The organism is Nitrosomonas communis, from assembly GCF_900114745.1.
In the GTDB taxonomy this organism is placed as follows: domain Bacteria; phylum Pseudomonadota; class Gammaproteobacteria; order Burkholderiales; family Nitrosomonadaceae; genus Nitrosomonas; species Nitrosomonas communis_A.
On sequence record NZ_FOUB01000028.1, the window covers coordinates 1 to 25,646 of the forward strand.

Genomic DNA, 25,646 nt, shown 5'->3' on the forward strand with positions numbered 1-25,646 from the left:
TGGATCGTACAGGCTTTTGAGCTGCCGTTTAAGACCCTGCCAGATATTCATACCGACTACCTGTTAGAGCTGGTGTTGGCAATGCTAGGGCTGAGCGGTGTTAGGATGGTAGAGAAGATTAAGGGAGTTGCTAAGTAATTAGCTAAAAGGTGCAAGCCTAGATTTGAGGTGGTTGATTAGATTTATTCTTTCCAATGCTGTTAAATGCGGCTATGAATTTATTGATCGAGTCGACTGTCTTTTGAGTAGTCGACTGCAATTGTTTTAACTGTTCTTTATGTTCAATGAGTTCTTGCTTTGTCATTTTGTTCTCACACATTTTGATTAATAATTGCCCAACCTAATAAAGGTATTACTAGATAGATTGGCTTCTCATTATATCTTCCATCTTCCATCCAAATTCCCATGCCAGCGCTTTATCTTGCCACACTGTGATTGTTTCTCCTGTCTGCGCTGGCATGTTTCGTGGTTTGTAATACGGATTATCAATCTCTTTTATTCCAATAGCCCTAGCATTTGCACCGGCTTTCTGAATGTTTTCGTTCATTTTTGAGTCCGCTCATTCAAAGTCTTAATCACCCAATCAGTCAGCTTTAAACCTTCCAGTTGAGAAGCTTTTACCCAACTCGCTTTATCAGATGGCAGGCACCGAACAATTAACGTGCTTGTGGCCTTTTGATCCTCTGGCTTTGCCGCATTGCGCTTGCCTGTGTTCCCGTGTTGATTATCCATTTTTCACCTATATAAAAAAGCCCCATTCCTGGGGCTGTCTGTTTATTCGATTTCTACTTTTACCCTTGGCTTGTTCTGTGTCCAGAATGCGCCCTCATTTCTTAATGTTTTGTATATGATGGTATCAGCCCATTCACAATGCTTGCTGAGGTAGATTTTTGAAGCTTCCTTAACATCCTCAGGCTGATCATCATAGCCATAATATTCTCTAATGAAAGACCAGGCTTTTTGTCTGAGTTCCTCAGAGTATTCATTTCTAATATGCACATACTTTGCTTGAGGAATATCTTTCCGGCTGTTTGTGTATTCGTAGATATCCTCCATTCCATTGAAGCTACCATACTGAAATTGTCCGGAGAATTCTTCTATTTTTTTGAATATGGCTGGCAGTTGATCATAGACTGTTATATCTACTGCATCGCCCATTGAGAAGTTACGGCTTCTTACTGATGCTTTGATGCCGTGTTTTTTAAGTTCGGCCTTGATGATTGCAGCTGCTTTTGCTGATTCTGTTTTCATTTTTAAACTCTCCAGTTTTAGGTTCTAAGTTCCGCTTAGTCGGTATCAATTAATCAATTGATGGAATGCATTATATAGATATTATTTTAATTTGTCTATACAAATTAATTATAATTTATGCAATATTCATTTTAAAAATGCTGACAAAAATGCTGACCAAGCTATGCCTAAACATGACCAAATATGCCTAAATATAGCCATTCTTAGAACTGCAACTAATTGATTTATAATGATTATTATATTCGAATCGGAAATACCTAATATGCGACATCGAACAATATCCGGAAATGCCGGTAGTAGCCAGGAGCGTGTTCACCCCACCAGTGAGCCTGGAACACGAGACGAAAGAGGAATTTCTGAAACGCTTTACAGCGCAACCGAAGACAGTCTCAACAAAGGATTAGAGCAGGTGTGGCAGGACTTTGAGAAGTTGAAGATATATGCCTGGGATTTGACGGAGAGGTGCAGGCCAAAGTTTGAGGTGGTTGATATTGACAAAGCTAAATAATTTATTGATACCCTCGCTTTCAGCTTTCAGATTTTATCGGAAAGCTCATATGAGAGATTGCTATAAACAAAGTCTTTTGCCCTAAATAAATCTAACATATTCATCCTCCTAACGTACGGTCCTGATATTTGAACCATTTAAGCGCGCTCTCAAAGTGAGATGGTTCAAAATCTGGCCAATATTGCTCTACCACATAGATATCTGCATATACAGACTGGGCGGGCAAGAAGCCGCTAAGTCGTCTGCCTCCTCCCCAGCGGACGATCAGGTCAATACGAGAGACTTCTCTGGAGCGAATCTGTCCATCAGTTCTCAGCCCTTGCAAATCCCAATCCCAGCCGTAGTTAATTAAAAAATTCACCTTGATACCCACTCCCTGCCGTGAGCGAAAACGACGCAAGGCAGCTGGATATTGGGGCGACTCGTCGTCTCCTACCACGAGTAGTGCTGCTCCTCGCGCGGCGATCTCTTCTGCAAAGATGCAACAGGCATTACGGAAGGCATTTGCCTGAGTGCTCGGTCGGTGGGTGTTGTCCTTAGTGAAACCGTAGATCGAGAGCTCTTCAATGTCCAGTTTACGGCAGATTTCGTACAGTTCTATTCCAGGCAGAACGCCATGTGCGTATCCTTCTTCCTTGGCAAGATTTCGTGACTGAGCCCAGCGTCGATTGCCGTCGGGAATAAAGCCTACATGGCGGGGGAGAATATTTTTCATAATTACGGATTACTTGAGTGAGAGGATACCTTCTTTGCTTCTATCAAATAATGTCTAATTTTTTTAGTATCTCTTAACACTATTACAAAAACAATACGTATAACCCCCTAGAAACTGTTTGAAAATTCTGAAGTCACTAATCTGCTCTTTACTTCCGGTGAATTTTTTTCATTGAGACATTCATTATTCCCTTCTTTTATGACAATGACACTGACCAAAATGCTGACCAAGCTATGTTAAAACAAGTCAAAACAGGTATAAATACGGTCATTCTCATTTATATAAGTCATTGATATATAATTATTATTATAAGTTAGATGCATATAGTATCAATGCACTCAAGACAAACTCATACTCTTCGAATAAGAGTTGAGAGGAAATATTATCGATCACACAATAATGCTTTAGCCGAACAATTTGCTAATATTGATATCTTGCTGTTCATAGGCATTAAATTCGAGTAAGTCACGTGCCTTAAATTTAAATGATTTGGCAATAATGACTTCGGGAAATTGCTCGATACGTACGTTATTGATTTTTACTGCATCATTATAATACTCACGACGATCAGCAATACCATTTTCCAGATGAGTGATACGCGTTTGTAAGTGCTGGAATTTTTCGCTGGCTTTTAATTCAGGATAATCTTCAACTACTGCAAATAAATTACCTAGACCCACTCTTAACATATTCTCAGCTGTACCTAATGCACCGATATCACCTGCATCGCGTGCTATTGCAACCTGAGAGCGTGCTGCAATGATCTGCTTGAGTGTATCTTGCTCAAACCCCATATATTGTTTGCAAGTGTCGACTAGTTTGGGTAATTCGTCGTGACGTTGTTTGAGTAAAATGTCAATATTTGACCATGCCTGCGATACGGTATGTTTTATATCTACTAGTCGGTTATAGATCATGATGCTATAGCTCGTCACTAAGATTATAGTGACTAGAAAAATATAAATAGCGACATCCATGTAATATCTCCTCTAAGTTTCATTTCGTAACATACCTTAACGAAAGCTTATGAGAGAGTAGAAAAAGGAGCTCGTTTTGACGCTATTTTCTAGTGAATATTAAATCCCAGACGTTATGTCCTAAGCGTAAACCGCGTTGCTCAAATTTTGTGAGTGGACGATAGGGGGGACGTATAGCATAATCGATTGCTGTATTGGTAAGCAGGCTTTCGTTACTGAGAACAGATAAGATCTGTTCAGCATAGTCTTTCCAATCTGTAGCGACATGAAGATAGCTACCTGGTTTCATATACTTACATAAAAGCGAAACAAAAGCTGATTGGATTAACCGGCGCTTATGATGGCGCGCTTTGGGCCAGGGATCGGGGAAAAAAATATGAACGCCGTCGAGTGATTTAAGTGGCAGCATATGCTGCAAAACTTCGACTGCATCATGCTGAATAACGTGCAAATTCGTTAATTCAAGCATTTTGATTTGACTAAGCAGACTCCCCACCCCTGGAGTATGAACTTCTATCGCCAGATAATCGTTTTGGGGGTGCTGTTGAGCGATAGTAGCTGTGGCTTCTCCCATGCCAGAACCTATTTCCAAGATTTTGGGAGTGCTACGTCCAAAAATCTTCTCAAAATTCAGTTGTTGAGCTGAAAAAGGAATACCGAATTCTGAGAACAGCGTTTCATAGGCATTGCGCTGAGCATTTGAGATACGGCCCTGGCGAAGCACATAACTACGAATGGAATTCACTGATGACAAAAAATAGTACTATTTAAATTAATTTTATATAGCGAACTGAAAGATCATTTCGGCTGTACTGGTAAGATGCCTTCATTTGGTGAACTGGGGCTTGCGCTATAAGTTTTTTTTGCCATGCGTCCAGCCAAATAGGCTTCACGACCTGCTTCTACAGCTTTGCGCATAGCAGAGGCCATCATAATCGGGTTTTGTGCAGCAGCGATAGCCGTGTTCATTAGCACACCGTCACATCCTAATTCCATTGCAATTGCTGCGTCAGATGCCGTTCCTACGCCAGCATCTACCAGTACAGGAATTTGGGTGCTATCAATAATAATTTGCAAATTCCAAGGATTCAGGATACCCATTCCTGAGCCGATTAATGAAGCTAAAGGCATAATTGCAACACAGCCGATTTCTTCTAATTGTTTAGCGATAATGGGATCATCTGAGGTATAAACCATTACTTGAAAATTTTCTTTAACAAGAATTTCTGCTGCCTTAATAGTTTCTACCACATTGGGAAAAAGTGTCCTTGGGTCACCAAGTACTTCTAATTTTACCAGAGAATGACCATCCAGCAATTCTCTTGCCAGTCGCAAAGTACGGATGGCTTCCTCTGCAGAATAGCAGCCAGCAGTATTAGGAAGCAATGTATAGTGAGAAGGCGGCAATACATCAAGCAGATTGGGTTCGTTGGGGTTCTGACCGATATTAGTTCGACGGATAGCTATGGTAATGATTTGTGCGCCGCTAGCCTCTATGGCAGCGCGTGTTTCGTTGAAGTTTTTATATTTGCCGGTACCAACCAAAAGCCGAGAAGAGTAATGCTTGCCAGCAACGATGAAATCATCCATGAAATCAGTGTTTATAGAAAAATGCGAATTGCATATAAGATTAGAAAACGTTTAATATTTGATTAAATCAAAATTAAAAAGAATTAGCCGCCACCTACAGCCACCACAATCTCCAATTGATCTCCGTCAGAAAGCGTTTGTAATGTGAACTGACTTCGAGGCACGATTTCACCGTTACGTTCGACAGCAATACGTTTATTCTGGATTGACATGTGCTCCAGCAGTTGTTGAAGGCTGAGTGGGTTGTCAAAATGGTGAAGTTGACCATTTATGGTGACTTGTAACATTTGAAATATATTAAATATGTTTAATGTAAGGTAGACTTAAAAATCCATTTAATAATACAATTTTATCATGCGGGTGTAGCTCAATGGTAGAGTAGAAGCTTCCCAAGCTTACGACGAGGGTTCGATTCCCTTCACCCGCTCCATTCCCACTGCCGGCAATAAAAGCATGCGTGTCATGGACTATTAATAATATAATATCAATATTTTGATCAAAATAATCTTGGATCGTCTTGATGATTAGAATCCTACGGGGACATTTTTATTGTTTTTTGGCAATTTTTTTGCTAATAACAAGCGATTCAGTATTAAGTGATAGTAAAACTGATCAACCTGAACCACGACATATCCTTGGATGGGTAGAATCTATTCGATTAGAGCCATGGGGGCTAAAAATGCTTGCTCGTATAGATACTGGAGCAAATACCTCGTCCATGAGTGCACGGGATATTCATCAATTCAAAAAAGGAAATAAAGATTGGGTGCGGTTCATTCTCGATTTTGGAACTGAAAAAGGTAAACCCACTCGAACTGTCGAAATTGAACGCCCCTTACTTCGTTCACATAAGATAAAACAACATAGCGGTATTTCACAAGAACGCCTTATTATTGCTATGGACGTTTGTTTAGCAAACGAAATACATAAAGTTGAATTTAATCTTATTGATCGTCGAGCCTTAAATTATCCCATTTTGCTTGGACGTAGAGCACTTGCGGGTATCGCTCTAGTTGATTCATCGCGTACTCATCTTAGTAAGGCTGATTGCGGTCACGTAAAGAAAAAGAAGAAAAAACATGATCAATCAGATGAGTTGGCTATTCCTGAATGAGACAGCTTCATTTATTACTCTTAGTTATAATATTGTGTGCAGTAGGGCTAGGCTTAGCTATTTATAAAGTAACCACCCTGGGATTGCCTCTAACTACTTCTGAGAAAGCAGAAGTTTGGAATGTGGAAGCACGTATCAGTTTTCGCGCAAAGCCCGAAACCAGCGTAAAAGTAAGTTTACCGCTCCTTTTTAATCCTTCTGGCTATACTATTCTCGACGAGGATTTTGTCGCAGCCAATTATGGATTGGCAATTGAACAAGATGATAATGGACGTACAGCTCTGTGGGCAAAGCGACGTGCGGAAGGGAAACAATTATTATTCTATCGCGCAATCATATACAAGGATACTGAAAAGACAACTGATTCAGTTAAAGCACCGATTTATCCACCAATACCAGATTATCCTGAAAATTTCCGACCCATTATCCAAGGGCTGCTCGATAAGGCGCGACAGCAATCTGCAGATACCGTTTCTTTTGCACAGCAAGTCATTAAGCAATTAAATGCTGTATCGCCAGCACCAGAGTTAAAATTGCTACTGGAGCATATCAATAATTCTCGTAATCTTGCTAAAGGTGTTAATTGGATTTTAGCAGGAGCCCGTATTCCTACTCGAATTATTCAAGGCCTCCGTCTAGAAGATGGTAAGCTTTATTCTGAATTGGAATCCTGGATACAAGTCTATGATGGCAAGCAATGGCGCACACTCAATATAAAGGATGGTAAGGAAGGTCTGCCATCCAATTTTATCCTATGGCAAATTGGCGATCAGAAAACCTTTTCTGTCGATGGGGGAAGTGAAGTGAGTCTCCAATTTTCCGTAGCCAAAACGCTACGGGAATTAGTGGACATTGCAGAATCACGTGCGGCGCTCAAAGGATCACACCTGATGGAGTTTTCCTTATATTCATTGCCGGTTCAAAGCCAGAACGTATATAAAATATTATTAATGGTACCTTTAGGGGCATTTGTCGTAGTTTTAATGCGCAATTTAATTGGGATTAAAACTTTTGGGACATTTATGCCGGTATTAATCGCGCTGGCTCTGCGCGAGACAGAGTTGGCATGGGGGTTATTACTGTTTTGTTTGATTGTCGGATTAGGATTATTATTGCGTGCTTATGTGGATCGATTGAAGTTATTACTCATTCCACGCTTGGCTTCTGTGTTAACGATGGTAGTGCTTCTTATGGCGAGTATTAGCGTTATCATGCACAAGCTTGGACTTGAAATGGGGCTATCAGTCGCTTTATTTCCAATGGTAATCATGACTATGACCATAGAACGGATGTCTCTTACATGGGATGAAGCTGGCCCCGCGGAAGCATTTAAACAGGGCGCAGGAAGCTTGCTGGTGGCAACAATTGGTTATCTGGTGATGAATATCGATGCTTTACAACATTTAATATTTGTATTTCCTGAATTATTACTTGTTGTGTTGGCAGCCATACTATTGTTTGGCCGATACTCCGGATATCGATTGACAGAGCTGTGGCGCTTCCGTGCTTTAGCTAAACGCTAAATAGATGTTCAAAGTCTTACTCAATCTAAAGCGAGCAGGAGTTGTTGGGATAAACCGACGAAATGCCGATTACATCTTACGTTACAATGAACGTTCTCTCTACCCATTGGTTGATGACAAGCTTCGCACCAAACGACTCGCAATTACTGCAGGAATTGCAGTACCTGAGTTATATGGTGTGATTGAAATCGAGCATGACATAGGTCATCTTCCCAATATTGTAAATGGTCATAAAGATTTCGTGGTTAAACCGGCGCATGGCTCGGGAGGAAACGGTATTTATGTGATCATTGGACAAATCAATAACCGCTATCAGCATAACAATGGCAGCTTGTTGAGAGAAGAAGATCTGGAATACCATATTTCTAATATTTTAAGTGGTATGTATAGCCTTGGCGGTCAACCAGATCATGCGCTCATAGAATACAGAGTAAAGTTTGATCCGATATTTGAATCAATTAGTTATCGTGGTGTACCAGATATTCGCACTGTAGTATTCAGAGGCATCCCTGTTGCGTCAATGGTGCGTTTACCTACACGTATGTCGGATGGTAAGGCTAATTTACATCAAGGTGCAGTTGGAGCAGGAATAGATTTAGCAACCGGGCTTACTACGAATGCTGTTTGGCAAAACCACCCTGTTGAACAACACCCTGATACTGGCGCCAATATTGGTAATTTCAAAATTCCTCACTGGGATAAACTATTAACATTGGCATCTCAGTGTTATGAATTGGTCGGATTAGGTTATCTTGGAGTGGATGTTGTATTGGATCGTGAGCTGGGTCCTTTGGTATTGGAATTAAATGCAAGACCTGGTTTGTCTATCCAAATTGCAAATGGAAAAGGTATGCAGAAGCGTCTTGAATATATTGATCAACTTGCTGAAATTCCTGCTTCAGCGCAAGAACGTGCATCTTTTGCGCAGAATCTTTGCCTACAACTATAAAACACCCGCTTTCTAACCGTTGTGTTCATCCATACTAACTTTGTCTGCTTGCCATCTACTTAGGAGATGATAGGTTTACTCTAAGCTATTCCGTATCATTCGATTTAATCGTACTTAAACGAGTACGTAATATTTCAACTTCTTCACGAAGCTGTAGTACCAATGCGACACCTGCTAGATTAACACCAAGATCTCTTTGTAACCTCTGAATAATTTGAACGCGCCGCAAACAAGCACCACTGAAGTACCACCGCTTGGATGTGATATTAATTGGCTCAAGAATTCCTTCTTCAACTAAAGAAATGATCCATTCTGCATTGACTGCACAGATACGGCTTAACTCACCGAGAGAAAATTCCATATCATCTTCAACGATAATGCCATCGATTACATTATGATTTAATGTCATTTATACCCCCAATTTGGCACGTGGATTAAATGCCAGTTTTTGTTCCATTTCCCGGTATAGTATGCGAGCTTGCTCGCTATCAGCTGGCGGCAAAACAACTTGTAATGTAATGTATAAATCTCCGGGTGGATGAGCCGGAATGCCCCGTTCTTTTAGGCGCAGCTTGCGTCCTGATTGGATGCCAGGAGGTATTTTCAAATCCACAATACCAGTTGGAGTAGGAGTTTTGATGGTTACTCCCAACGCAACTTCCCATGGCGTAACAGGAAGTTCGAGAAAAACATCCTTCTCCTCAACTTTATACAAAGAGTGCGGCTGAAATGCTACCTCTAAATAAAGATCTCCAGCACTATTTTGATCCACGCCTCGGCTACCTTGGCCTACGAGACGAATAAGTTGCCCCTGTCGAACTCCTTTTGGAATTCTCACATTTAATGTACGCTCTTTAATTTTCGGTCGCCCGTCAGGACCTATCTCTGTGTGCTGAAGTGTGATAGTGCGAGTTGCTCCATGATAAGAATCTTCAAGATCAATTAATATTTTGGCATGGGTATCTTCGCCACGTACATTAAAGCCATAATGACGATTTTCTCTATTGGCATTGAAGCGGCTTCCAAATAATGCTTCAAAAAAGCTGCTAAATTCTGAAGTATCTGCTTGAGTAAATCCCCCACCATGAAACTCAAAACCTTGATTCCATCCAGGCGGGGGCTGAAATTCCTGACCACTTCTCCAACCGCTGCCTAATTGATCATAAGCAGCACGTTTCTCAGGATCTTTAAGCACCTCATATGCTTCACCAATCTCTTTGAAACGGACCTCGGCATCAGCTTCTTTACTGACGTCTGGGTGATATTTCCGTGCCAGCTTACGATACGCTCGCTTAATATCATCTTGTGTGGCATCACGTTTAATGCCCATAATATTATAATAATCTTTGAATTCCACTTTACTCTATATATTCAATTTATTTTTTATAGTTCGTATTCGTTTCAGTTTAAATCAAATTTAAATCCAATATTACTTTTGTTCAAGCAAATCCCGTTTAAATCAGGTAAATACTTAACTTGAATTTTCCATTAACATCCTGGTTATTTAATTCTTGGGTATAGGTTTAATAATTTCTTTCAATTTATGAGTTGATGATAAATTAATATGAAGTATAAAAATTGAATCTGAAGAGATTTTTATAATCTATATTCAGATTAATATGAAATAATCTCTAACTTACTAATAATTACTATTATCTAATTATTCCTAGGCATTGACAGTTACAATCAAAGATAAATTAATAAGACTAAGACAGGTAATTAACATGATGTTTTATGTGATAAATGGGGAAGATGCTCCAGATAGCCTTGAAAAACGCTTGATAGCCAGGCCAGCGCATCTGGAGCGCATCAAAGCATTGCAAGATGAAGGACGACTTATACTTGCAGGGCCCTATCCAGCAATTGATAATCCTGATCCTGGTCCAGCTGGCTTTTCCGGAAGCTTAATTGTGGCTGAATTTGTTTCACTTGAAGCAGCGAAATCTTGGGCAGAAGCGGATCCTTATGTAACCACAGGAGTATATTCAAAAGTAACTGTTAAACCATTCAGGAAAGTTTTGCCAGGTTAAACTTTTATATAATAATAGATTAGAAATTATTAATAAGGATTGCCAGATATTTTATGTTACCTATGCCTATAATATGTAAAGACTAACGCTTACAATCAATGAAACTGGTAGGGCGTAATCTTATATAAAAAATTTCATCAATTTTATATTTTCTAGAGGAAGTTGCATGCAGTTAATAAAATTTCTATTGTTAATGACGGTAAGTGTGTCAAGTTTTGTTGTCACTTCTCTTCATGCCCAATCGACTGCTTCGGTAGCAAAAGTCAATGGAGTAGCGATTCCACAGGCGCGGCTTGATTTTATGGTCAAAGCTGCTGTGGCTCAAGGGCAACCTGAATCTTCGGACATGAGGAATAACCTGCGCGAAAATCTCATAGCGGAAGAAATTATTGCGCAAGAGGCTCAAAAAAAAGGGCTTGATCGGGATCCGGATGTGATCACTCAAACCGAGCTTGCTCGTCAGGCAATATTAGTTAGAGCCTATCAAGCTGATTACATTAAAAATAATACAGTAAGTGACGATATCTTACGACGCGAATATGAAACTGTAAAAGCACAGATGGGCGATAAAGAATATAAAGCTCGTCATATCCTGGTTGAAAGTGAAGCAGAAGCTAAAGACATCATTGCTTCTCTTAAGAAAAAAGGTGCTTCTTTTGAGAAACTAGCAAAAGAAAAATCGATTGATGCCGGTAGTAAAGAAAATGGTGGTGAATTAGGGTGGAGTGCAGCTGCAGCCTATGTCAAGCCTTTCGCCGAAGCTTTGCAAAATCTGAAAAAAGGAAATACAACAGAAAAGCCGGTGCAAACTAATTTCGGATGGCATGTCATTCGCTTGGAAGATGTACGTCCTGCAGTTCCACCTTCATTTGAAGAAGTAAAAACAAATATGCAACAGCGTGTATTACAGCGGAATTTTGCTGCGACTGTGCAAGATCTACGTAGTAAAGCTAAAGTCGAATAATCTTATTTTGCTTGGGAGTCAGTAAAGTTAAAAGGCTTTACTGATTCTCGTCAGTCGTTGTGATTGTTTTAACCCTTGAGGATAAGGCACAAAACAATTCATAACTGATTGTGCCTGCAGATGTTGCTACTTCCTCTATGGGTAACTCATTTCCCCATAAAATTACTGGGCTCCCAATACGAGCATTTTTAATGCCGGTAAGATCAACGGTTAGCATGTCCATGGAGATTCGTCCAACAATACGTGTGCGTTGCCCATTAACAAGGACTGGGGTACCTGTTGGCGCATGTCGTGGATATCCATCAGCATAACCGCACGCAACGATACCAATATGCATCGGTTGTTCAGTCTGAAATTGACCACCATATCCAACTTTTTCTTTTGCAGCAAGATACTGTATAGCGATTATTTTGCTTGATACGGTCATGACAGGGCGTAATCCTAGCTCTGAAGCAGTTTTATCTATTAAAGGGGAAGCACCATAGAGCATAATGCCGGGACGTACCCAATCGGCATGTGCTTTTGGATATTGTAAAATTGCTGCAGAGTTTGCTAATGAGCATGGTAGAGGATATTTTCCAGCAAACAAGTGGAAACGTTTGAGTTGCTGATTCACTTCGTCTTTTTTAAAGGGGTCATCTGCGCTGGCAAAATGTGTCATTAACGTAATTTGATCGATACGCGGATTATTCTTTAATATTTTAAGTGCCACTAATCCTTTCTCGGGTGTAAAACCAAGACGATTCATTCCTGTATTAATTTTAAGAAATACATTGATCTTAGTTTCTTGTTTTGATGAGGACAGCATGGCTAATTGCTCATGATGGTGTATGACTGTACTTAATTGATACTGTCTTATAATAGCTAGATCTGCCTCAGAGAAAAAGCCTTCAAGAAGCAAAATAGGCTGATAAATACCTGCTTCTCTTAAGCGTATAGCAGCATCGAGTTCAAGAACAGCAAAAGCATCTGCTGCTTTGATGGCATTGGCAATATTAAGTAGGCCATGTCCATAAGCATTTGCCTTAATGACTGCTATGACACGTGCGTTTTGCGCATGTTTGCGTGCGATGTAAAAATTATGCTGAAGTGCTGCCAGGTCAATCCGTGCATGAATCGGGCGAGACATGAGTATTATTTGTCTGGAAGATAATGCTTATTTCAATTATTTGAATTTTATTCAATTTCTCTAGTAGAGATTGTCAGAATAAAAAATATATTTAATTAAATCAATACATTATAATAGATGGCAATTGATTGGATTATTTTGCGGATAGCTAATTTTTATCATATTAACTGGCAATAGGAGCTATCAAAGAAACATTTTGATGTAACATAAAAATAATGTAGTAAGAAATTCATCTTTACAAAGAAAGTGAGTATTTTAATACTACAACTATTTGATTATTGAAGTGAGATGATATAAGAGCTTAGCGCGCTATTTTTTAACACACCCAAATCCGGGTAATAAGCATACAATCAACATTTATTGTAAATTCAGAATAATTACAGCCTACCAGAATGTTTAGTCTTTTTAAATCTAAAAAAAATTCTACTGAAAAAAATTCCGCTGAAGATAATTCTAAGACGGAGAGTTGGACAAGTAAAATCAGACAAGGGCTTGCTCGAACCCGGCAGAATTTTGGCAAGCAATTATCTAGTTTGTTAAGTAGTCGCAAAATAGATGAGGCACTGTATGATGAACTTGAGACTATCTTGCTTACGGCAGATACTGGCGTGAATGCTACTAATTTGCTGCTGGAAGCATTACGTAAGAAAGTAAAAAGAGATGCGCTGAGCAATGCGGAGCAGCTTAAAGAAGCACTTCAAGAAACTTTGGTCAATTTGCTTGCTCCATTGGCTCAACCGCTTGATGTTACGACCAAGAAGCCATTCATCATTATGATAACGGGCGTAAATGGTGTCGGTAAAACGACTACAATTGGCAAACTTGCTCATTATTTTCAATCGCAGGGTAAATCAGTATTGCTGGCTGCTGGTGATACATTTCGTGCGGCAGCGCGAGAACAATTATTGGCATGGGGTGAACGCAATGATGTGACAGTTATAGCACAGGAAAGTGATTCTCAGAAAAAGAGTGATCCTGCCGCTGTCATATTCGACGCAATCAATGCAGCTAAAGCACGTGATATAGATATAGTATTGGCTGATACTGCTGGCCGTTTGACTACCCAAATGCATCTGATGGAAGAGATTAAAAAGATCAAACGAGTTATCAACAAGGCGTTACCAGATGCCCCACATGAGGTCTTGTTAGTATTGGATGCCAATACCGGTCAGAATGCACTTAATCAGCTCAAAGCTTTTGATGAAGCCCTTGGCGTGACAGGTTTAGTCCTTACCAAACTGGATGGTACTGCCAAAGGAGGTGTAATAGCTGCCATAGCCGCCCAATATCCACAAAATCCTCCTGCTTTACGCTTTATTGGAATAGGGGAGGGGTTAGAAGATCTAAGGCCATTTGATGCGCAAGAATTTGTCGAAGCAATATTTGATTAACCTTTTAACCGATTGGATCTGCTTGTTGGTACTGGGTATTTATGATTAGTTTTGTCAATGTTACTAAGCGTTATCCAGACGGGTTTGAAGCCTTAAAAAATGTTGCTTTCACAATTCATTCGGGTGAATTAGTTTTGGTAGCCGGTCATTCCGGTGCCGGTAAAAGCACTATGCTAAAGCTTATTGCGGCAATTGAGCGTCCCACCTATGGCAATATTTTGGTAAGCGATCAGAATGTCAACGCACTTAAGAAAAGTATGATTCCTTTTTTAAGGCGTAGCCTGGGGTTAATCTTTCAAGATCAGAAGATTTTGTATGATCGTAATGTTTTTGCCAATGTGATGTTGCCATTACAAATACGTGGTTTTCAGAATAAAACTGCGGCTGGGAGAGTTCGTGCTGCACTTGATAAAGTTGGGTTACTGAGAAAGGAAAATGCTTACCCAATTACATTATCTGGTGGCGAGAAGCAACGATTATGTATTGCTCGAGCGGTGGTTCATCGACCATCCATTCTGATCGCCGATGAGCCAACAGCAAATCTTGATGTAGATTATGCGCAAAGCATTATGGAAGTATTCAGATCTTTTCATCAGGTAGGGGTTACGGTGGTGATCGCTACACATGATACAGCCCTATTAAATGATAACCGTTATCGTATACTTACACTCAATCAAGGAAAGCTAGTGGTATGAAAATATGGTTATCACAACATTGGCAAGCACTAAACCGAGCACTCAAGCAACTTACAAATACACCCTTATCCAGCCTCCTGAGCATTATTGTCATTGGGATTGCTTTCAGTTTGCCCCTTGGGATTTATACTATGCTTGGAAACTTGCAAGCTATTTCCAGTGATACTGCCAGCACGCCACAATTAAGTGTATTTCTTAAATTGAAAGCATCACAAGCAGATATTGAAAACGTTAATTCACAATTGGAAGAATTTCCTTATATTGCGAGTTTTCAATTTATTTCCAAGGAAATTGCGTTGCAACAATTACAGCAAGAAAGTAATTTAAATGAGGTGGCAAATAATCTACCAAAAAATCCGTTACCTGATGCTTTTATTATTAATCTTCAGCAAATTCTACCTGATGAATTAGAGAATATACGCGCTGTAATAAAAAAATGGCCTGAGATAGAGCACGTCCAGGTCGATACAGATTGGGCCAGACGGGTAGATGCTTTACTCAGATTGGGGCAGCTTGCCGTATTGATGTTAGCCGTTGTGTTAGGTTTGGCATTAATCATAGTCGTTTTTAATACAATTCGCTTACAGGTATTAACCAAACGAGATGAAATTGAAGTTATTAAATTAATCGGAGCGACCGATAGTTTCATCCGTCGTCCTTTCCTTTATTTTGGTGCAATACAAGGAATGGCTGGTGCAGCAGCTGGCTGGCTCCTTATTGCCTTAGGTATTCAGGCTATCAATGAGAGTTTAGTAGAATTGGCACAACTCTATGAGACAGATTTTCATTTGAATTATCTTTCTTTCTACGATAGTCTTAGTTTGCTTATCTTTTCAGCATTGCTAGGATGGTTGGGGGCCAGATTATCAGTTGCACAGTATCTCTCTCAAATAGAACCAGAATAGAGATATTGCTTTTTAGTGGGTAATTCCATTTCCAAATTCAAAAGTGATGCTAAGGCGAGCCGTAGACAGTATAAATAATACGGCAAGGTGAAGCCCCGACAAAGTCAGTTTTGATTTAGAAATGGAATAAGCTTCTCTATACCCAACATCTCTAGACACAAATACATTTTCTAGATCTTTCTCTCCAAACCATAAAATATCTCTAAACGGAGTGTTCAGAGAATATTCCCTCTACACTAAAGTTAGGCTTTCAAAAAAAATTTTCTCATGAAATTATAATAGTTAAGGAAACTTCAGGAATTATTAGCACTCTCATTGTGCGAGTGCTAAAATAAATTTTAAAATAATAATAATTCAAAATTGAGATTAAAGGAGAAAGTATGACAACAACTCTTGCGTTACCCACAATAGCGGGAAATAGTATTGAAGGATATATTCAAACTGTTAACCGTTTCCCTATGCTATCCCAAGAGGAAGAAATACGGTTGGCGAAATGTTTAAGGGATGAAAATGATATAGAAGCTGCTCATCAATTGGTGTTATCGCATTTAAGAGTGGTCATTGCGATAGCTCGCGGCTATTTAGGTTACGGCTTACCCCATGCCGATTTAATACAGGAAGGTAATATCGGCTTAATGAAAGCGGTGAAACGATTTGATCCAGAACGTGGCGTGCGCCTGGTATCCTTTGCGATTCATTGGATTAAAGCAGAAATCCATGAATTCATCATGCGAAATTGGAGATTAGTCAAAATTGCCACAACGAAACAGCAACGTAAGTTATTTTTTAACCTGCGGAGCATGAAACAAGGTTTGAATTCCATGAATCAGGAGGAGATAGCTGCCGTAGCAAAACAATTGGGCGTCAAATCTGAAGAAGTCATCGAAATGGAAACCCGCTTTAGTGGTCGTGATATCTCACTGGAGCCATTATCAGAAGAAGATGATGAAAGCTGTAATCCGATTGATTATTTGACCGATGGTATCGATCCATCACAAATTATTGAGAAAAACCAGATTTCTCACCTATGCCATGAAAGACTTAAAGAATCACTTGCCAACCTTGATGATCGTAGCCGCCATATTATTGAAGCGCGCTGGCTAAGAGAAAAAGATACTGCGACACTTCATGAGTTGGCTGAAGAATTAGGGGTATCAGCTGAGCGGGTTCGACAAATTGAAGTCAAAGCAATTGAGAAAATAAGAAATTCAGTTGCTAATGCTATCTAATTTTAAATAAAGACTATGGTTAGAAGCTCAAAACTGGTCAGGTGAGAAAATTTACACTTTTTGCTATAAATAAAATGGCTATAAACTGTTAAACTATAAAAAGCTCGCAAATTTATACTTGAATAAGGTGTAGGGAGAGGTACCGAAGTGGCCATAACGGCGCTGACTCGAAATCAGATGGCTGGGGTAACCTGGCACGTGGGTTCGAATCCCACCCTCTCCGCCAATTTATCCCCTAATAATATCTAACGATATCCAATAATTATCTAAATATGTAATAAATACAATTAGATTAACCTTTTTAACTATCCATCAGCATCTAAGTGTATCTATTGACAGCCAAGTATAACTTGGTATAAATATTAGTATAACTTTCTACACTTATTGGAGTTATACCAATATGTCACTCACTGATGCTGAAATACGAAATACAAAATCCAACAGTAAGGTTCAATATTTATTTGATAATGAGGGATTGTATTTACAAGTCAATCCCAACGGGTCACGGTGGTGGCGTTTTAAGTACCGCTTCCAGGGAAAGCCTAAATTATTATCTTTGGGGATATATCCCAATATAACTTTAAAAGATGCTCGCTTGGCACATTTCGAGGCACGGAAACTTATTACTAAGGGCATAGACCCTAGTGCACAAAGAAAGCAAGCTAAGGCCGACATTAAGGAAAAAAGTGAGATAGCGCGACGAATTGCTGCAGGTATTCCTCTGGAAAATAGTTTTCAAGCTGTCGCTTTGGAATGGTTTGATAAACAAACTCATACTTGGGTACCGCATCATGCTAAAGACGTTAAGCGCAGATTGGAAAATAATATTTTTCCCTATATTGGTACAAAAGTGATTGCAGAGATTGAGCCTCCTGAGCTTCTAGCAGCTATAAGAAAAATTGAAGAGCGTGGCTCATACGATTTAGCACATAGGGTATTACAGCTGTGCGGTCAAATATTTCGATATGGCGTAGCTACAGGCTACTGCAAACGCGACCCATCACCTGATCTACGCGGGGCGCTTACCCCTCACAAGAAAATGAATCAAGCAGCTATTCAGCCTGAAGAGCTGCCTGACTTATTACGTGCTATCGCAAGTTATGACGATACAGGGAACATGCAAACACGGCTCGCATTACAATTGCTCGCACTAGCCTTTGTCCGCACCAGTGAACTTATTGGTGCTGTCTGGGCTGAATTTGATTTTGATAAAGCTATTTGGCTTATCCCAGCTGAACGCATGAAAATGCGCACACCCCATGTTGTCCCACTTTCAAGTCAAGCAATTACTATCCTCAAAGAGCTCAAAGTTATCGCTGGCGATAGCAGTTACATATTACCTGGTAGAAATCCTAGAAAACCTGTCAGTAACAACACCATGCTTTTTGCTTTATATCGATTAGGCTACAAAAGCAAAATGACTGGCCACGGTTTTAGGGCAGTGGCTTCTACTATCTTAAATGAAGCCGGATTCAGATCTGATGTAATAGAACTGCAACTAGCACACTGCGAGCGGAATGAAGTACGCGGGGCATATAATCGCGCACAATACCTTGAAGAGCGAAAGCAAATGATGCAATGGTGGGGAAATTACCTAGAGAAAACTGCAGCTGGAGCAGAAGTAATACCATTGCATGGCAGGGCAATTCATCAAGCTTTTAATACATAAACCGACCTATAACAGTTCTGAGGCATTAAGCAAGTAATTGTACTGCACGTACATTTGCCAGCAAACAAAGCAATCTTAAAGCTGACAAATTAAGAAAATATGATATTAATCAATAAGTTAAATTTGATTTTTGGCTTGGATTAATATATATTAGCTGCTTCAACTATCTTTTTTGCGCCACTGAATAGTATTCAGGGTGGTGCGTCATTCGACATAGACAGCCAAGGAGGGCGGTGTACTCGCAATGAGTACGTTATTGCGCTCTGATTGGCGATTTGTCTGGTAACTCTGATAAATCCCCGACAGAAATTCTTAAACTGTTATCGTTCATTTACGAGCGAGGGAGACTTAACCTATGTCAGTAAAAATAACTGATACCTTAAAAATTCTAAAATCCACTAGGAGTGGACATACCCAACCAAAGGCACCACTGGTTCCTTTAGAACAAGAAGGAAGGCTAAGGGTTGCGAACTGGCTGGCTCTACTCGGAGTTTGTCACTCAACTTTTATAAAAGGCGTTAAATCTGGTCGATACCCTAAGCCAGATGGTTACGACGGACGGTTCCCCTATTGGAGAAACGAGACCGCAAGAAGATTTTTAATAGGAGAAAGTGAGGGTAAAAATGAAAATTAGCAGAAAGAATCCCCATGAGAGCTGCAACCCGGATTTAGTAGCAAAAAATAATTTTAATTTTGATTCTGATCTAATATTACCTAGCCGGCACAACGATGCTTGGCCCCTAATATAATGACACATACAATACCTCAAAAAAAAACCGTTGTAGTACCATTTAAGCCGCAAACCAAAATCAGCTTAGCCGACTTTCCTATCGGCTCGCCTGAGTTTGAGCTACTGAAAAAAAGATTCAAGCATTCCAAGACAGCTCAGGCTCTCCAACACCTGGAGTTTTTATACCGCCAATACGAGATGCCAGTAAATGGGATCTACAGAAATATATATCCCTGCGGGGATATGCCAATCAACAAAACAATTTCAGGGCATATCGGAATTAAAAGTCGAAGAATTGTTTTCTCTATTTTGAATGAAATTCGTCAGAGTTATCAATTCGAAAAGGCAGTAAAACTTATTCCCAATGAGATTGACTTTAGGGGGAAACTATATGCTTCCTTCTATTTACCTAGCGATCCTCATCGTACAGTATATTGGTTTAGAAACCAAAAATTGATCAACGAACTCTGTGCAGAGATTGAACAGGAGTTAGCTAATCTGAAGCATGCAAAAGAAGCCTGCTATGTTATACCTCAGAAACCAGCATGTGAACCCCAATGTAACACAGCAAGTGAACTGTCATGTATACCTTCGGGTACACCTTCGTATACTAATATAGAGAATTTAGAAAAAAGAAAAAAGAAAAATAATGATAAAGGGGTGACAGATCCCCCTTTTCTCCGGGATTCTAATCCTTCTTTTCTCCGGGATTCTAATGCGAAAGCAGGAGAGAATTATAAAACGAAGGTATCCTCAAAGGATTCAAATGTAAATGTAAGTACCGATAAAAATGTTTATTCTTTGTATAAATCATACTGTGAATCCTTGGATAAAGGTATTTTATTACCACCAAGCCCAACCAATCTGGATGCTAAAAAGTTGGGTAAATTTTTTCATGTATTTATTGGTCTCGGACTGAAGCGAGAAGAACTTCCTCAGTTTTTTAAAGCCTTGGGAGCTAATCACGAAGCAGTTGTAGAATATTTAAAGGAACGTGGAGTGTGGCAGGTTAAAGATTATGCAATATCCTTGGACTCTTCTTTTCTCGCAGGGCACGCTAATCGAATTATTTCTTGGTATGCAAAACAGGAAAATCAGCTGTTAAATAAAGCTAGTTTAAAGTCAAAAAGATTTGAGCTTAGCCTTGAGGTGACCAAGCCCAAAGCACCATTTATTACGAATAGTAAAGGCTTCACCTATCAAGAAAAGCAAAAGCTTATACCTGAAGAAGAAAGGGAATCATTGGAATATGCTTATGTTTACTTTGAAAAAGAGGACCCTCAGTTAGCCGAGGTCATATATTCAGCTCTTAAAAATAATTCCATTGACCTAGATGCAAGCGAGGAGCGAATGAACAAACTACGGGCATTGTCATTAGATGAATTTGATAAACTAGCCACCCCTCGGTAAAAATGTTTTGCAATTAACTGCATTAATATCAGAAAATTTTGGGGAGATATCAAAAATGTATACGCTTGGATAAGCTGATAATTATTCTGGGCTAATCTAAGAACTTTTATACTGTTACAAATTGTTTATTTTTGTTGGGGGATTATGAAAAACCACAAGCCGTTAAAACCGAAGCAACTTACAGCCATTCAACTGCTTGCTATGGGAACCCCCGCAAGTGAGGTTGCCGCTAAATTGGAAATTACTTCAATGACTCTTTATAGATGGCAGAGGCTTCCAGAATTTAATTCGAAACTAAATAATATTACTCATTCAGGATTGGAAGAAATAGCCAAAAAAATGAATGCTGCCACAATCACAGCAATCGAAACTTTACAAGAGGCTATGTGCGACTTGACAGAACCCAGCTCGGTAAGGATAAAAGCAGCTCTAGGCGTGTTAGGCGCTATGGCATCAGTAAATGGGGTTCTAGAAAAAGCATTAAAACATCGAATCGGGGATTTTGACCTAAACCATCGGTTCACTGACCAAGCATTTACATTCGACATGGATGGTAATCCGTGCCAGCTTTCCACACAAAAATCGTATTCAATCTCTTCAGATGGAGGTATAAAAATATAAAATCATTAAGAATATTTGACCAAGTAGTATAAACAGAAGGGACAGCAGTGAGTATTGGCTTCAATGCTCATTGCAATTAATTGCAATTGGCTTGAGGGGTTGGTAGGAAAATAAAAAACCCCGCCAGCCTTGCAGCAGCTAACAGGGTTTAAGGTTTTAAGAAGTAGAGGAATTACCCTCATTCCCTCCAATCAGGCAAAACTGAAATTAGTCGTGCCGAAGGATGCAGCGTTAATACCCACGAGCGTAATACCCATATCAGCTGCACCGTCACCATTCAAATCAACCTGTAATGTCTGTGCTGCATCATCAAAGCGTACCTGGGTCGAATCTGTATTGGTAAAGGAATTCCCGCCGATGTAAGCAGCAGAACCTTTTTGCATATTGGCAGCGAATTGGATGGAATCAGCAGTCACATCAAAATTGCTGACCGAATCCTTGGTGGTAATACCATTTGACTCTGCTTGAGCATTGTAAAGCAGCTTGTCCGCGGCAGTACCTAGAAAGACAAGATCGCCACCTAGACCACCGGTAATAATGTCACCATTAGACGATGCAATGTAGGCATCATCGCCTTGACCCCCTGTAAAGGTCACAGACTTGTCGTTTTTACTGAGATCCATGAATAAACCCCCAACGGCACCGAAAGCATCCTTCACCACACCGGTAGCATCAAGGGTGGTTATGTTTTTGCTGGCACTCAGATCGCCAATACCGATACCATCCGATCCAGTCACCTTCAGAGTAGTCAGCGCAGTATCAGCCAGCTTATTGAGCTTGGCACCAGCGCCAGATGTCGCGTCGGTTGCTACAGTGATGGTTTCCACGCCATCAGCTTTGATGCTCACTTTGTTGGTATTGAGATCAACGCCTTTATCGAAAAACAGCGTTGCAGCTTCATCAATACCCACAATAGCGCCCTTGACATTTATACCGATTGTGCCCGCAGCAGCCGAAGAAGAGTTGAAGGTTACCTGGGTATGATTCGCCAGATTGGTCAGGTTGAGCGTATCCTTTCCTACACCAGCACCAACAAAAGCATCATGGATGGTGATATTGCCGATGCCAAATAACTCAGCGTTCACGGTTGTGTTCGTAGCCAATGGCCCCTCCAAAGTGATGCCGAGGTTTTCCACGTTCTTTACTGAACCAGCTTTGGTAATGGACTGCAAGTTGGCCAATGAGGCAATTAACGTGTCGTTATCGCTGCTCTTGCCTTCCTTGTCCACGATCTCCCCACCATCAATGGAATCGGTAGCTGTGAAGTTCCCCAGAGTGAGCGTATCATTGCCCGCGCCGCCGATGAACTTGATATCCTTGTTGTGACTAGTCAGATCGAACGTGACACCACCGGTGTTACCCGAAGCATCCACCGTGGTAACGTTGTTAAACTCGCCATCCGTGGCCACGATATCCAACGAACCGCCTCCAGCAATTTTGATGGTACTTAATCCACCAATGGAATTTGCCCCGTCCGAAAATTGCACAAAGTTAGGGCCCTCTGCGATCAGGGACAGCGTCACATCTTTGGCGGTATTGGCAGTGGTTGCATGCCCAACGGTTTCAAGCATGCGAGCCGTGCTGCCACCTGAGGAAACGAAAGCCAAAGTGACTGTTCCGCCAGTACTAATCGTGCCGTCTTTGAATGTGGCGTTCTGAGTAGTTCCCTTATCGACATTGAGAGCCCCGATAGCAGCATTGTTTTGAATGTTATTTAAGTTCAGAATGGAACCTTTAATGGCACCAGAGTTCCACAATTCCGTTGCACCGGTCACATTGGATAAATTCAAATCAGTAGTACCCGCATTTACATTTGTAAAGACGATTTTTTCAAAATCTTTGATGGTCGCATGTGTAGGCCATGAGTTTGTAACAATAACAAAGTTAGCAGTATCGAACCCAGCCTTACCGTCAACATTATCGCCGTCCGTCAGCGTACTACTGGTAGGAGTAGTATTATCAACCACACCATTGATTTCATCGTTGTCATTCGAGGTGGCAGGATTATCTACGCCATTAGTAAGAAAAAACGTCGGATCGGGATGGGGAAAGTTAATAAGACTCAAATATCCTTCGGCCTCGGATTCTGTCTTAGGACCTGCCGCTGTTACGCCAATCAGTATAGATTGCAGTTGAGCTAGATCGTTGGCTGAATCTTTTCTGGAGTAGACATCAGCAACTATTATCTTGTTATGGAAAAGATCAGCTGCAGGCTGAAATGCTTCAACAGGATTGCCCAAGAGATAAGTGCCTGCTTCGATGATAACATCACTTATGCTCGCACCTTGCTCGAGGCGGTCATTGAAATAGGCCTCTGCTTGAGCATCTGGACTGAAAGGGTCAGTATTACCTGCCGTCAAGCCAAAATTCTCCAGCAGTGCGCCCGCAATTTTTTCATTGGCTACAGCGCCCTTTAAAATACCATTCTTAAATTCATCGGTAGTTACCAGTATATCAGCCAGCGTTTGTAGAGACATGCCAGCTTCAATCTCAGTAAAGAAATCTTGCAGAAATTGTGCACCAGGAGGGGCATTGAATGTAGCCACTACCAGTGCAATTAAATTTTCATTAGGTGGAAGGGGGATAGCCATAATACGTTTTACTTTTGAATAGAGTTAAAAAAGCCACAGGTTGGTTGATAATTTAAGCTAAGCATTTAATTAGTCGAAACAAACTCGTAATATTAGAGCCTCTATGCCATAAATAAAGAGAGTTTGCGATGCCCCGGTTGATGGTCAGTGATCAGTTCCGGTCAAAACGGGAGAAGATTCTGCTTCAGGAAGTGATTTATAACAAGCACAATTTGCGCATAATAGCAGAAGGTGTGCTTACGGCCCGCGGATTAGTTGCCCATGGGGTGACTTATTTAAGGATTTTGGAGATCGGAATGATATCTACAAAACATTCCATGCCTAGGTGCAAGTGGATCAGGATTTTCCAAGCACTGATCATTGATCCTGATCGGGAGTGGAAATTTATTGATGGCAGCAATGCTAAGCACACCAGTATAAGTACGGAAGCAATAGATCAAGAATCCGCAGGCCACATAGCAGGCAATAGCTCAAAGATTCATTTGAGGGCTGAGAATTATAGTTTGCCAGTGCAAATTAATGAAGAAGGGAGCTGGAGCTGTGATATTGAGAAAAGAAACTATGGTAAAAGGCAACGCAGACATGGATTGAAATAGATATTGGTATTTGGTAGAAAAGGCCTTTGCCCGAGTAAAGCAGTATTAAGCAGGGTCAACACGATATGACAAGCTTGAGAGAAATTACGAAAGCGTGGTCTCCATGGCTTGTGAATATTTATAGTTACCAATATGAAATGTCAACAGACCTTAATGATTTTTCAATGAATGGAAAAAATGACTACTCGGAATTGCAGTTAATTGCAAATTTGTGCTTGCCAAATACGGATGGAGATAGGGGAGATGGGGTTAACATGGAAATTATTACTGCCCCAGTGAGCATATACTCCAAACTCGGGCTGCGATTACCTATATTTATAGCCTATAAACGATTCTTTATTGGGAGGGGGTATGCCACGCATTGTTCTAATATTGTTTCTAGATATGGTTGCTTTACTAGTCGCCTGTACTCAACTGGGGACAATCAAGCAAAAACCAGAAATCACCCTGGCTAATATCGAGCTTGTAGAGCTTGGCCTCCTGGAGCAGCGGTTTAACCTCCAGCTACGCATCCAAAATCCCAACGACGTAGCACTGCGTATCAATGGCATGACCGTTGATCTTGAACTCAACGGAACAAAGTTTGCCAAGGGTCTTTCCGATAAGACCGTTACCGTACCTCGCATGAGTGAAGCGGTGATGGAGGTAAAAGCGACCAGCTCCCTTGGAATGCTATGGCAGCAATTAAGCCAATTAGAGAAATCCAGCTCTGACAAGATAGACTACCAGAATCTCTGGACAACTCTTTCTGGAGGGGCTGGGCAGCATCCCATTTGAGCAAAAAGGTGACGTGTCTATCCCTTTGAATGGTGCTGGTAATTAGTGCATCTCAAAAAGCTTATGATACTGGAGTAAAACATAACCTTTTGAGCAGAGGGTGTGAAATATCGAAGAGTATCGCTTTTGCAATTAATTGCAATTCACTAGCCGAGCGTATTGCAAGCTTACTCTCCTAACATTAACGTCGATCACATCTCATCTACCAATGATCCTGAAAAGCTGCATCTAATACCATCAGCTGTTGTCGGCCAAAAATGTAAACTGCTCCTCGGTTACAGT

Annotated in this window: 27 protein-coding genes and 2 tRNA genes; 17 read left to right on the top strand and 12 right to left on the bottom strand. The window is 40.5% G+C overall.

The features are described 5' to 3' along the window. Positions 1 to 355: 355 nt before the first annotated feature. Genes BM122_RS11220 through BM122_RS11230 form a run of 3 tightly spaced genes read right to left on the bottom strand, consistent with a single transcriptional unit; the run spans position 356 to position 1,251 of the window. A complete protein-coding gene (locus BM122_RS11220; protein ID WP_074905644.1) occupies positions 356 to 547 on the bottom strand; it encodes a CrpP-related protein in 192 nt (63 codons plus the stop codon). Then, positions 544 to 732, bottom strand: a complete 189-nt coding sequence (locus BM122_RS11225; RefSeq protein WP_074905645.1) for a hypothetical protein — start codon at positions 730 to 732, stop codon at positions 544 to 546. The genes BM122_RS11220 and BM122_RS11225 overlap by 4 nt, the downstream gene beginning before the upstream one ends. A 42-nt stretch (positions 733 to 774) precedes the next feature. Continuing rightward, positions 775 to 1,251 carry an LPD29 domain-containing protein gene (locus BM122_RS11230; protein ID WP_074905646.1) on the bottom strand — a complete coding sequence of 159 codons (477 nt, stop codon included), beginning with the start codon at positions 1,249 to 1,251 and terminating at the stop codon, positions 775 to 777. Positions 1,252 to 1,480: 229 nt separating this feature from the next. Between BM122_RS11230 and BM122_RS11235 the strand changes: the two genes are divergently transcribed. Beyond that, positions 1,481 to 1,759, top strand: coding sequence for a hypothetical protein (locus BM122_RS11235; protein ID WP_074905647.1), 279 nt, complete (start codon positions 1,481 to 1,483; stop codon positions 1,757 to 1,759). 100 nt (positions 1,760 to 1,859) lie between these two features. Here BM122_RS11235 and BM122_RS11240 read toward each other — a convergent pair whose 3' ends face one another. From BM122_RS11240 to thiS, 5 genes are all read right to left on the bottom strand, one after another. Further along, positions 1,860 to 2,474: an undecaprenyl diphosphate synthase family protein gene (locus BM122_RS11240; RefSeq protein ID WP_074905648.1), complete on the bottom strand. Its 615-nt coding sequence runs from the start codon at positions 2,472 to 2,474 to the stop codon at positions 1,860 to 1,862. A 404-nt stretch (positions 2,475 to 2,878) separates the two neighbouring features. Beyond that, complete coding sequence (locus BM122_RS11245) at positions 2,879 to 3,451, bottom strand: LemA family protein (RefSeq protein ID WP_074905649.1); 573 nt, start codon at positions 3,449 to 3,451, stop codon at positions 2,879 to 2,881. Between the two features lie 82 nt (positions 3,452 to 3,533). Continuing rightward, positions 3,534 to 4,205, bottom strand: coding sequence for a tRNA (guanosine(46)-N7)-methyltransferase TrmB (gene trmB, locus BM122_RS11250; RefSeq protein ID WP_074905650.1), 672 nt, complete (start codon positions 4,203 to 4,205; stop codon positions 3,534 to 3,536). 44 nt (positions 4,206 to 4,249) lie between these two features. Continuing rightward, positions 4,250 to 5,041 (bottom strand): thiazole synthase, encoded by a 792-nt coding sequence (locus tag BM122_RS11255; protein ID WP_074905651.1) that lies wholly within the window; start codon positions 5,039 to 5,041, stop codon positions 4,250 to 4,252. A gap of 83 nt (positions 5,042 to 5,124) precedes the next feature. Then, positions 5,125 to 5,328, bottom strand: coding sequence for a sulfur carrier protein ThiS (gene thiS, locus BM122_RS11260; protein WP_074905652.1), 204 nt, complete (start codon positions 5,326 to 5,328; stop codon positions 5,125 to 5,127). 69 nt (positions 5,329 to 5,397) lie between these two features. On the opposite strand from thiS, the gene BM122_RS11265 reads away from it, so the two are divergent. From BM122_RS11265 to BM122_RS11280, 4 genes are all read left to right on the top strand, one after another. Further along, a tRNA-Gly gene (locus tag BM122_RS11265) sits at positions 5,398 to 5,471 on the top strand. Between the two features lie 90 nt (positions 5,472 to 5,561). After that, the gene (locus BM122_RS11270) at positions 5,562 to 6,155 is read left to right on the top strand and encodes an ATP-dependent zinc protease family protein (RefSeq protein ID WP_143083411.1); all 594 of its coding nucleotides are present in this window, start codon (positions 5,562 to 5,564) and stop codon (positions 6,153 to 6,155) included. Beyond that, positions 6,152 to 7,678, top strand: a complete 1,527-nt coding sequence (locus BM122_RS11275; RefSeq protein WP_074905654.1) for an inactive transglutaminase family protein — start codon at positions 6,152 to 6,154, stop codon at positions 7,676 to 7,678. The genes BM122_RS11270 and BM122_RS11275 overlap by 4 nt, the downstream gene beginning before the upstream one ends. A 4-nt stretch (positions 7,679 to 7,682) precedes the next feature. Then, on the top strand, positions 7,683 to 8,627 hold the full coding sequence (locus BM122_RS11280; protein WP_074905655.1) for an alpha-L-glutamate ligase-like protein: 945 nt from the start codon (positions 7,683 to 7,685) through the stop codon (positions 8,625 to 8,627). An 85-nt stretch (positions 8,628 to 8,712) separates the two neighbouring features. Here the strand turns inward: BM122_RS11280 and BM122_RS11285 are convergent, their stop codons facing one another. Further along, entirely contained in the window at positions 8,713 to 9,036 is a 324-nt protein-coding gene (locus BM122_RS11285) for a chaperone modulator CbpM (protein WP_074905656.1), read from the bottom strand. Then, positions 9,037 to 9,984, bottom strand: a complete 948-nt coding sequence (locus tag BM122_RS11290; protein ID WP_074905657.1) for a DnaJ C-terminal domain-containing protein — start codon at positions 9,982 to 9,984, stop codon at positions 9,037 to 9,039. A gap of 370 nt (positions 9,985 to 10,354) precedes the next feature. Here BM122_RS11290 and BM122_RS11295 point away from each other — a divergent pair, with 370 nt between their 5' ends. Both BM122_RS11295 and BM122_RS11300 read left to right on the top strand, forming a co-directional pair. Beyond that, positions 10,355 to 10,657, top strand: a complete 303-nt coding sequence (locus tag BM122_RS11295; RefSeq protein ID WP_074905688.1) for a YciI family protein — start codon at positions 10,355 to 10,357, stop codon at positions 10,655 to 10,657. A gap of 166 nt (positions 10,658 to 10,823) precedes the next feature. Then, a complete protein-coding gene (locus BM122_RS11300) occupies positions 10,824 to 11,621 on the top strand; it encodes a peptidyl-prolyl cis-trans isomerase (protein ID WP_074905658.1) in 798 nt (265 codons plus the stop codon). A 37-nt stretch (positions 11,622 to 11,658) separates the two neighbouring features. Here the strand turns inward: BM122_RS11300 and alr are convergent, their stop codons facing one another. Then, on the bottom strand, positions 11,659 to 12,750 hold the full coding sequence (alr, locus tag BM122_RS11305) for an alanine racemase (protein ID WP_074905659.1): 1,092 nt from the start codon (positions 12,748 to 12,750) through the stop codon (positions 11,659 to 11,661). Positions 12,751 to 13,142: 392 nt separating this feature from the next. Here alr and ftsY point away from each other — a divergent pair, with 392 nt between their 5' ends. The 8 genes from ftsY (at position 13,143) to BM122_RS11350 (ending at position 21,400) form a co-directional block, all read left to right on the top strand. Next, the gene (ftsY, locus tag BM122_RS11310) at positions 13,143 to 14,141 is read left to right on the top strand and encodes a signal recognition particle-docking protein FtsY (RefSeq protein ID WP_074905660.1); all 999 of its coding nucleotides are present in this window, start codon (positions 13,143 to 13,145) and stop codon (positions 14,139 to 14,141) included. 41 nt (positions 14,142 to 14,182) lie between these two features. Continuing rightward, positions 14,183 to 14,836 (top strand): cell division ATP-binding protein FtsE, encoded by a 654-nt coding sequence (gene ftsE / locus BM122_RS11315; RefSeq protein ID WP_074905661.1) that lies wholly within the window; start codon positions 14,183 to 14,185, stop codon positions 14,834 to 14,836. Continuing rightward, positions 14,833 to 15,741: a permease-like cell division protein FtsX gene (gene ftsX, locus BM122_RS11320; protein ID WP_074905662.1), complete on the top strand. Its 909-nt coding sequence runs from the start codon at positions 14,833 to 14,835 to the stop codon at positions 15,739 to 15,741. The genes ftsE and ftsX overlap by 4 nt, the downstream gene beginning before the upstream one ends. Before the next feature lie 380 nt (positions 15,742 to 16,121). Next, entirely contained in the window at positions 16,122 to 16,970 is an 849-nt protein-coding gene (rpoH, locus tag BM122_RS11325) for an RNA polymerase sigma factor RpoH (protein ID WP_074905663.1), read from the top strand. Positions 16,971 to 17,103: 133 nt separating this feature from the next. Continuing rightward, positions 17,104 to 17,196 (top strand) — tRNA-Ser (locus BM122_RS11330). A 174-nt stretch (positions 17,197 to 17,370) separates the two neighbouring features. Continuing rightward, the gene (locus tag BM122_RS11335) at positions 17,371 to 18,639 is read left to right on the top strand and encodes a tyrosine-type recombinase/integrase (protein ID WP_074905664.1); all 1,269 of its coding nucleotides are present in this window, start codon (positions 17,371 to 17,373) and stop codon (positions 18,637 to 18,639) included. A 748-nt stretch (positions 18,640 to 19,387) separates the two neighbouring features. Continuing rightward, the gene (locus tag BM122_RS11345; protein ID WP_074905666.1) at positions 19,388 to 20,779 is read left to right on the top strand and encodes a hypothetical protein; all 1,392 of its coding nucleotides are present in this window, start codon (positions 19,388 to 19,390) and stop codon (positions 20,777 to 20,779) included. Positions 20,780 to 20,923: 144 nt separating this feature from the next. Continuing rightward, complete coding sequence (locus BM122_RS11350; RefSeq protein WP_074905667.1) at positions 20,924 to 21,400, top strand: phBC6A51 family helix-turn-helix protein; 477 nt, start codon at positions 20,924 to 20,926, stop codon at positions 21,398 to 21,400. 191 nt (positions 21,401 to 21,591) lie between these two features. Here BM122_RS11350 and BM122_RS11355 read toward each other — a convergent pair whose 3' ends face one another. Further along, complete coding sequence (locus BM122_RS11355) at positions 21,592 to 23,991, bottom strand: beta strand repeat-containing protein (RefSeq protein WP_074905668.1); 2,400 nt, start codon at positions 23,989 to 23,991, stop codon at positions 21,592 to 21,594. A gap of 128 nt (positions 23,992 to 24,119) precedes the next feature. Between BM122_RS11355 and BM122_RS11360 the strand changes: the two genes are divergently transcribed. Together BM122_RS11360 and BM122_RS11365 are read left to right on the top strand one after the other, a co-directional pair. Next, a complete protein-coding gene (locus BM122_RS11360) occupies positions 24,120 to 24,587 on the top strand; it encodes a hypothetical protein (protein WP_442754077.1) in 468 nt (155 codons plus the stop codon). 351 nt (positions 24,588 to 24,938) lie between these two features. After that, complete coding sequence (locus BM122_RS11365) at positions 24,939 to 25,364, top strand: LEA/WHy family protein (protein ID WP_074905669.1); 426 nt, start codon at positions 24,939 to 24,941, stop codon at positions 25,362 to 25,364. Positions 25,365 to 25,646: the final 282 nt, after the last annotated feature.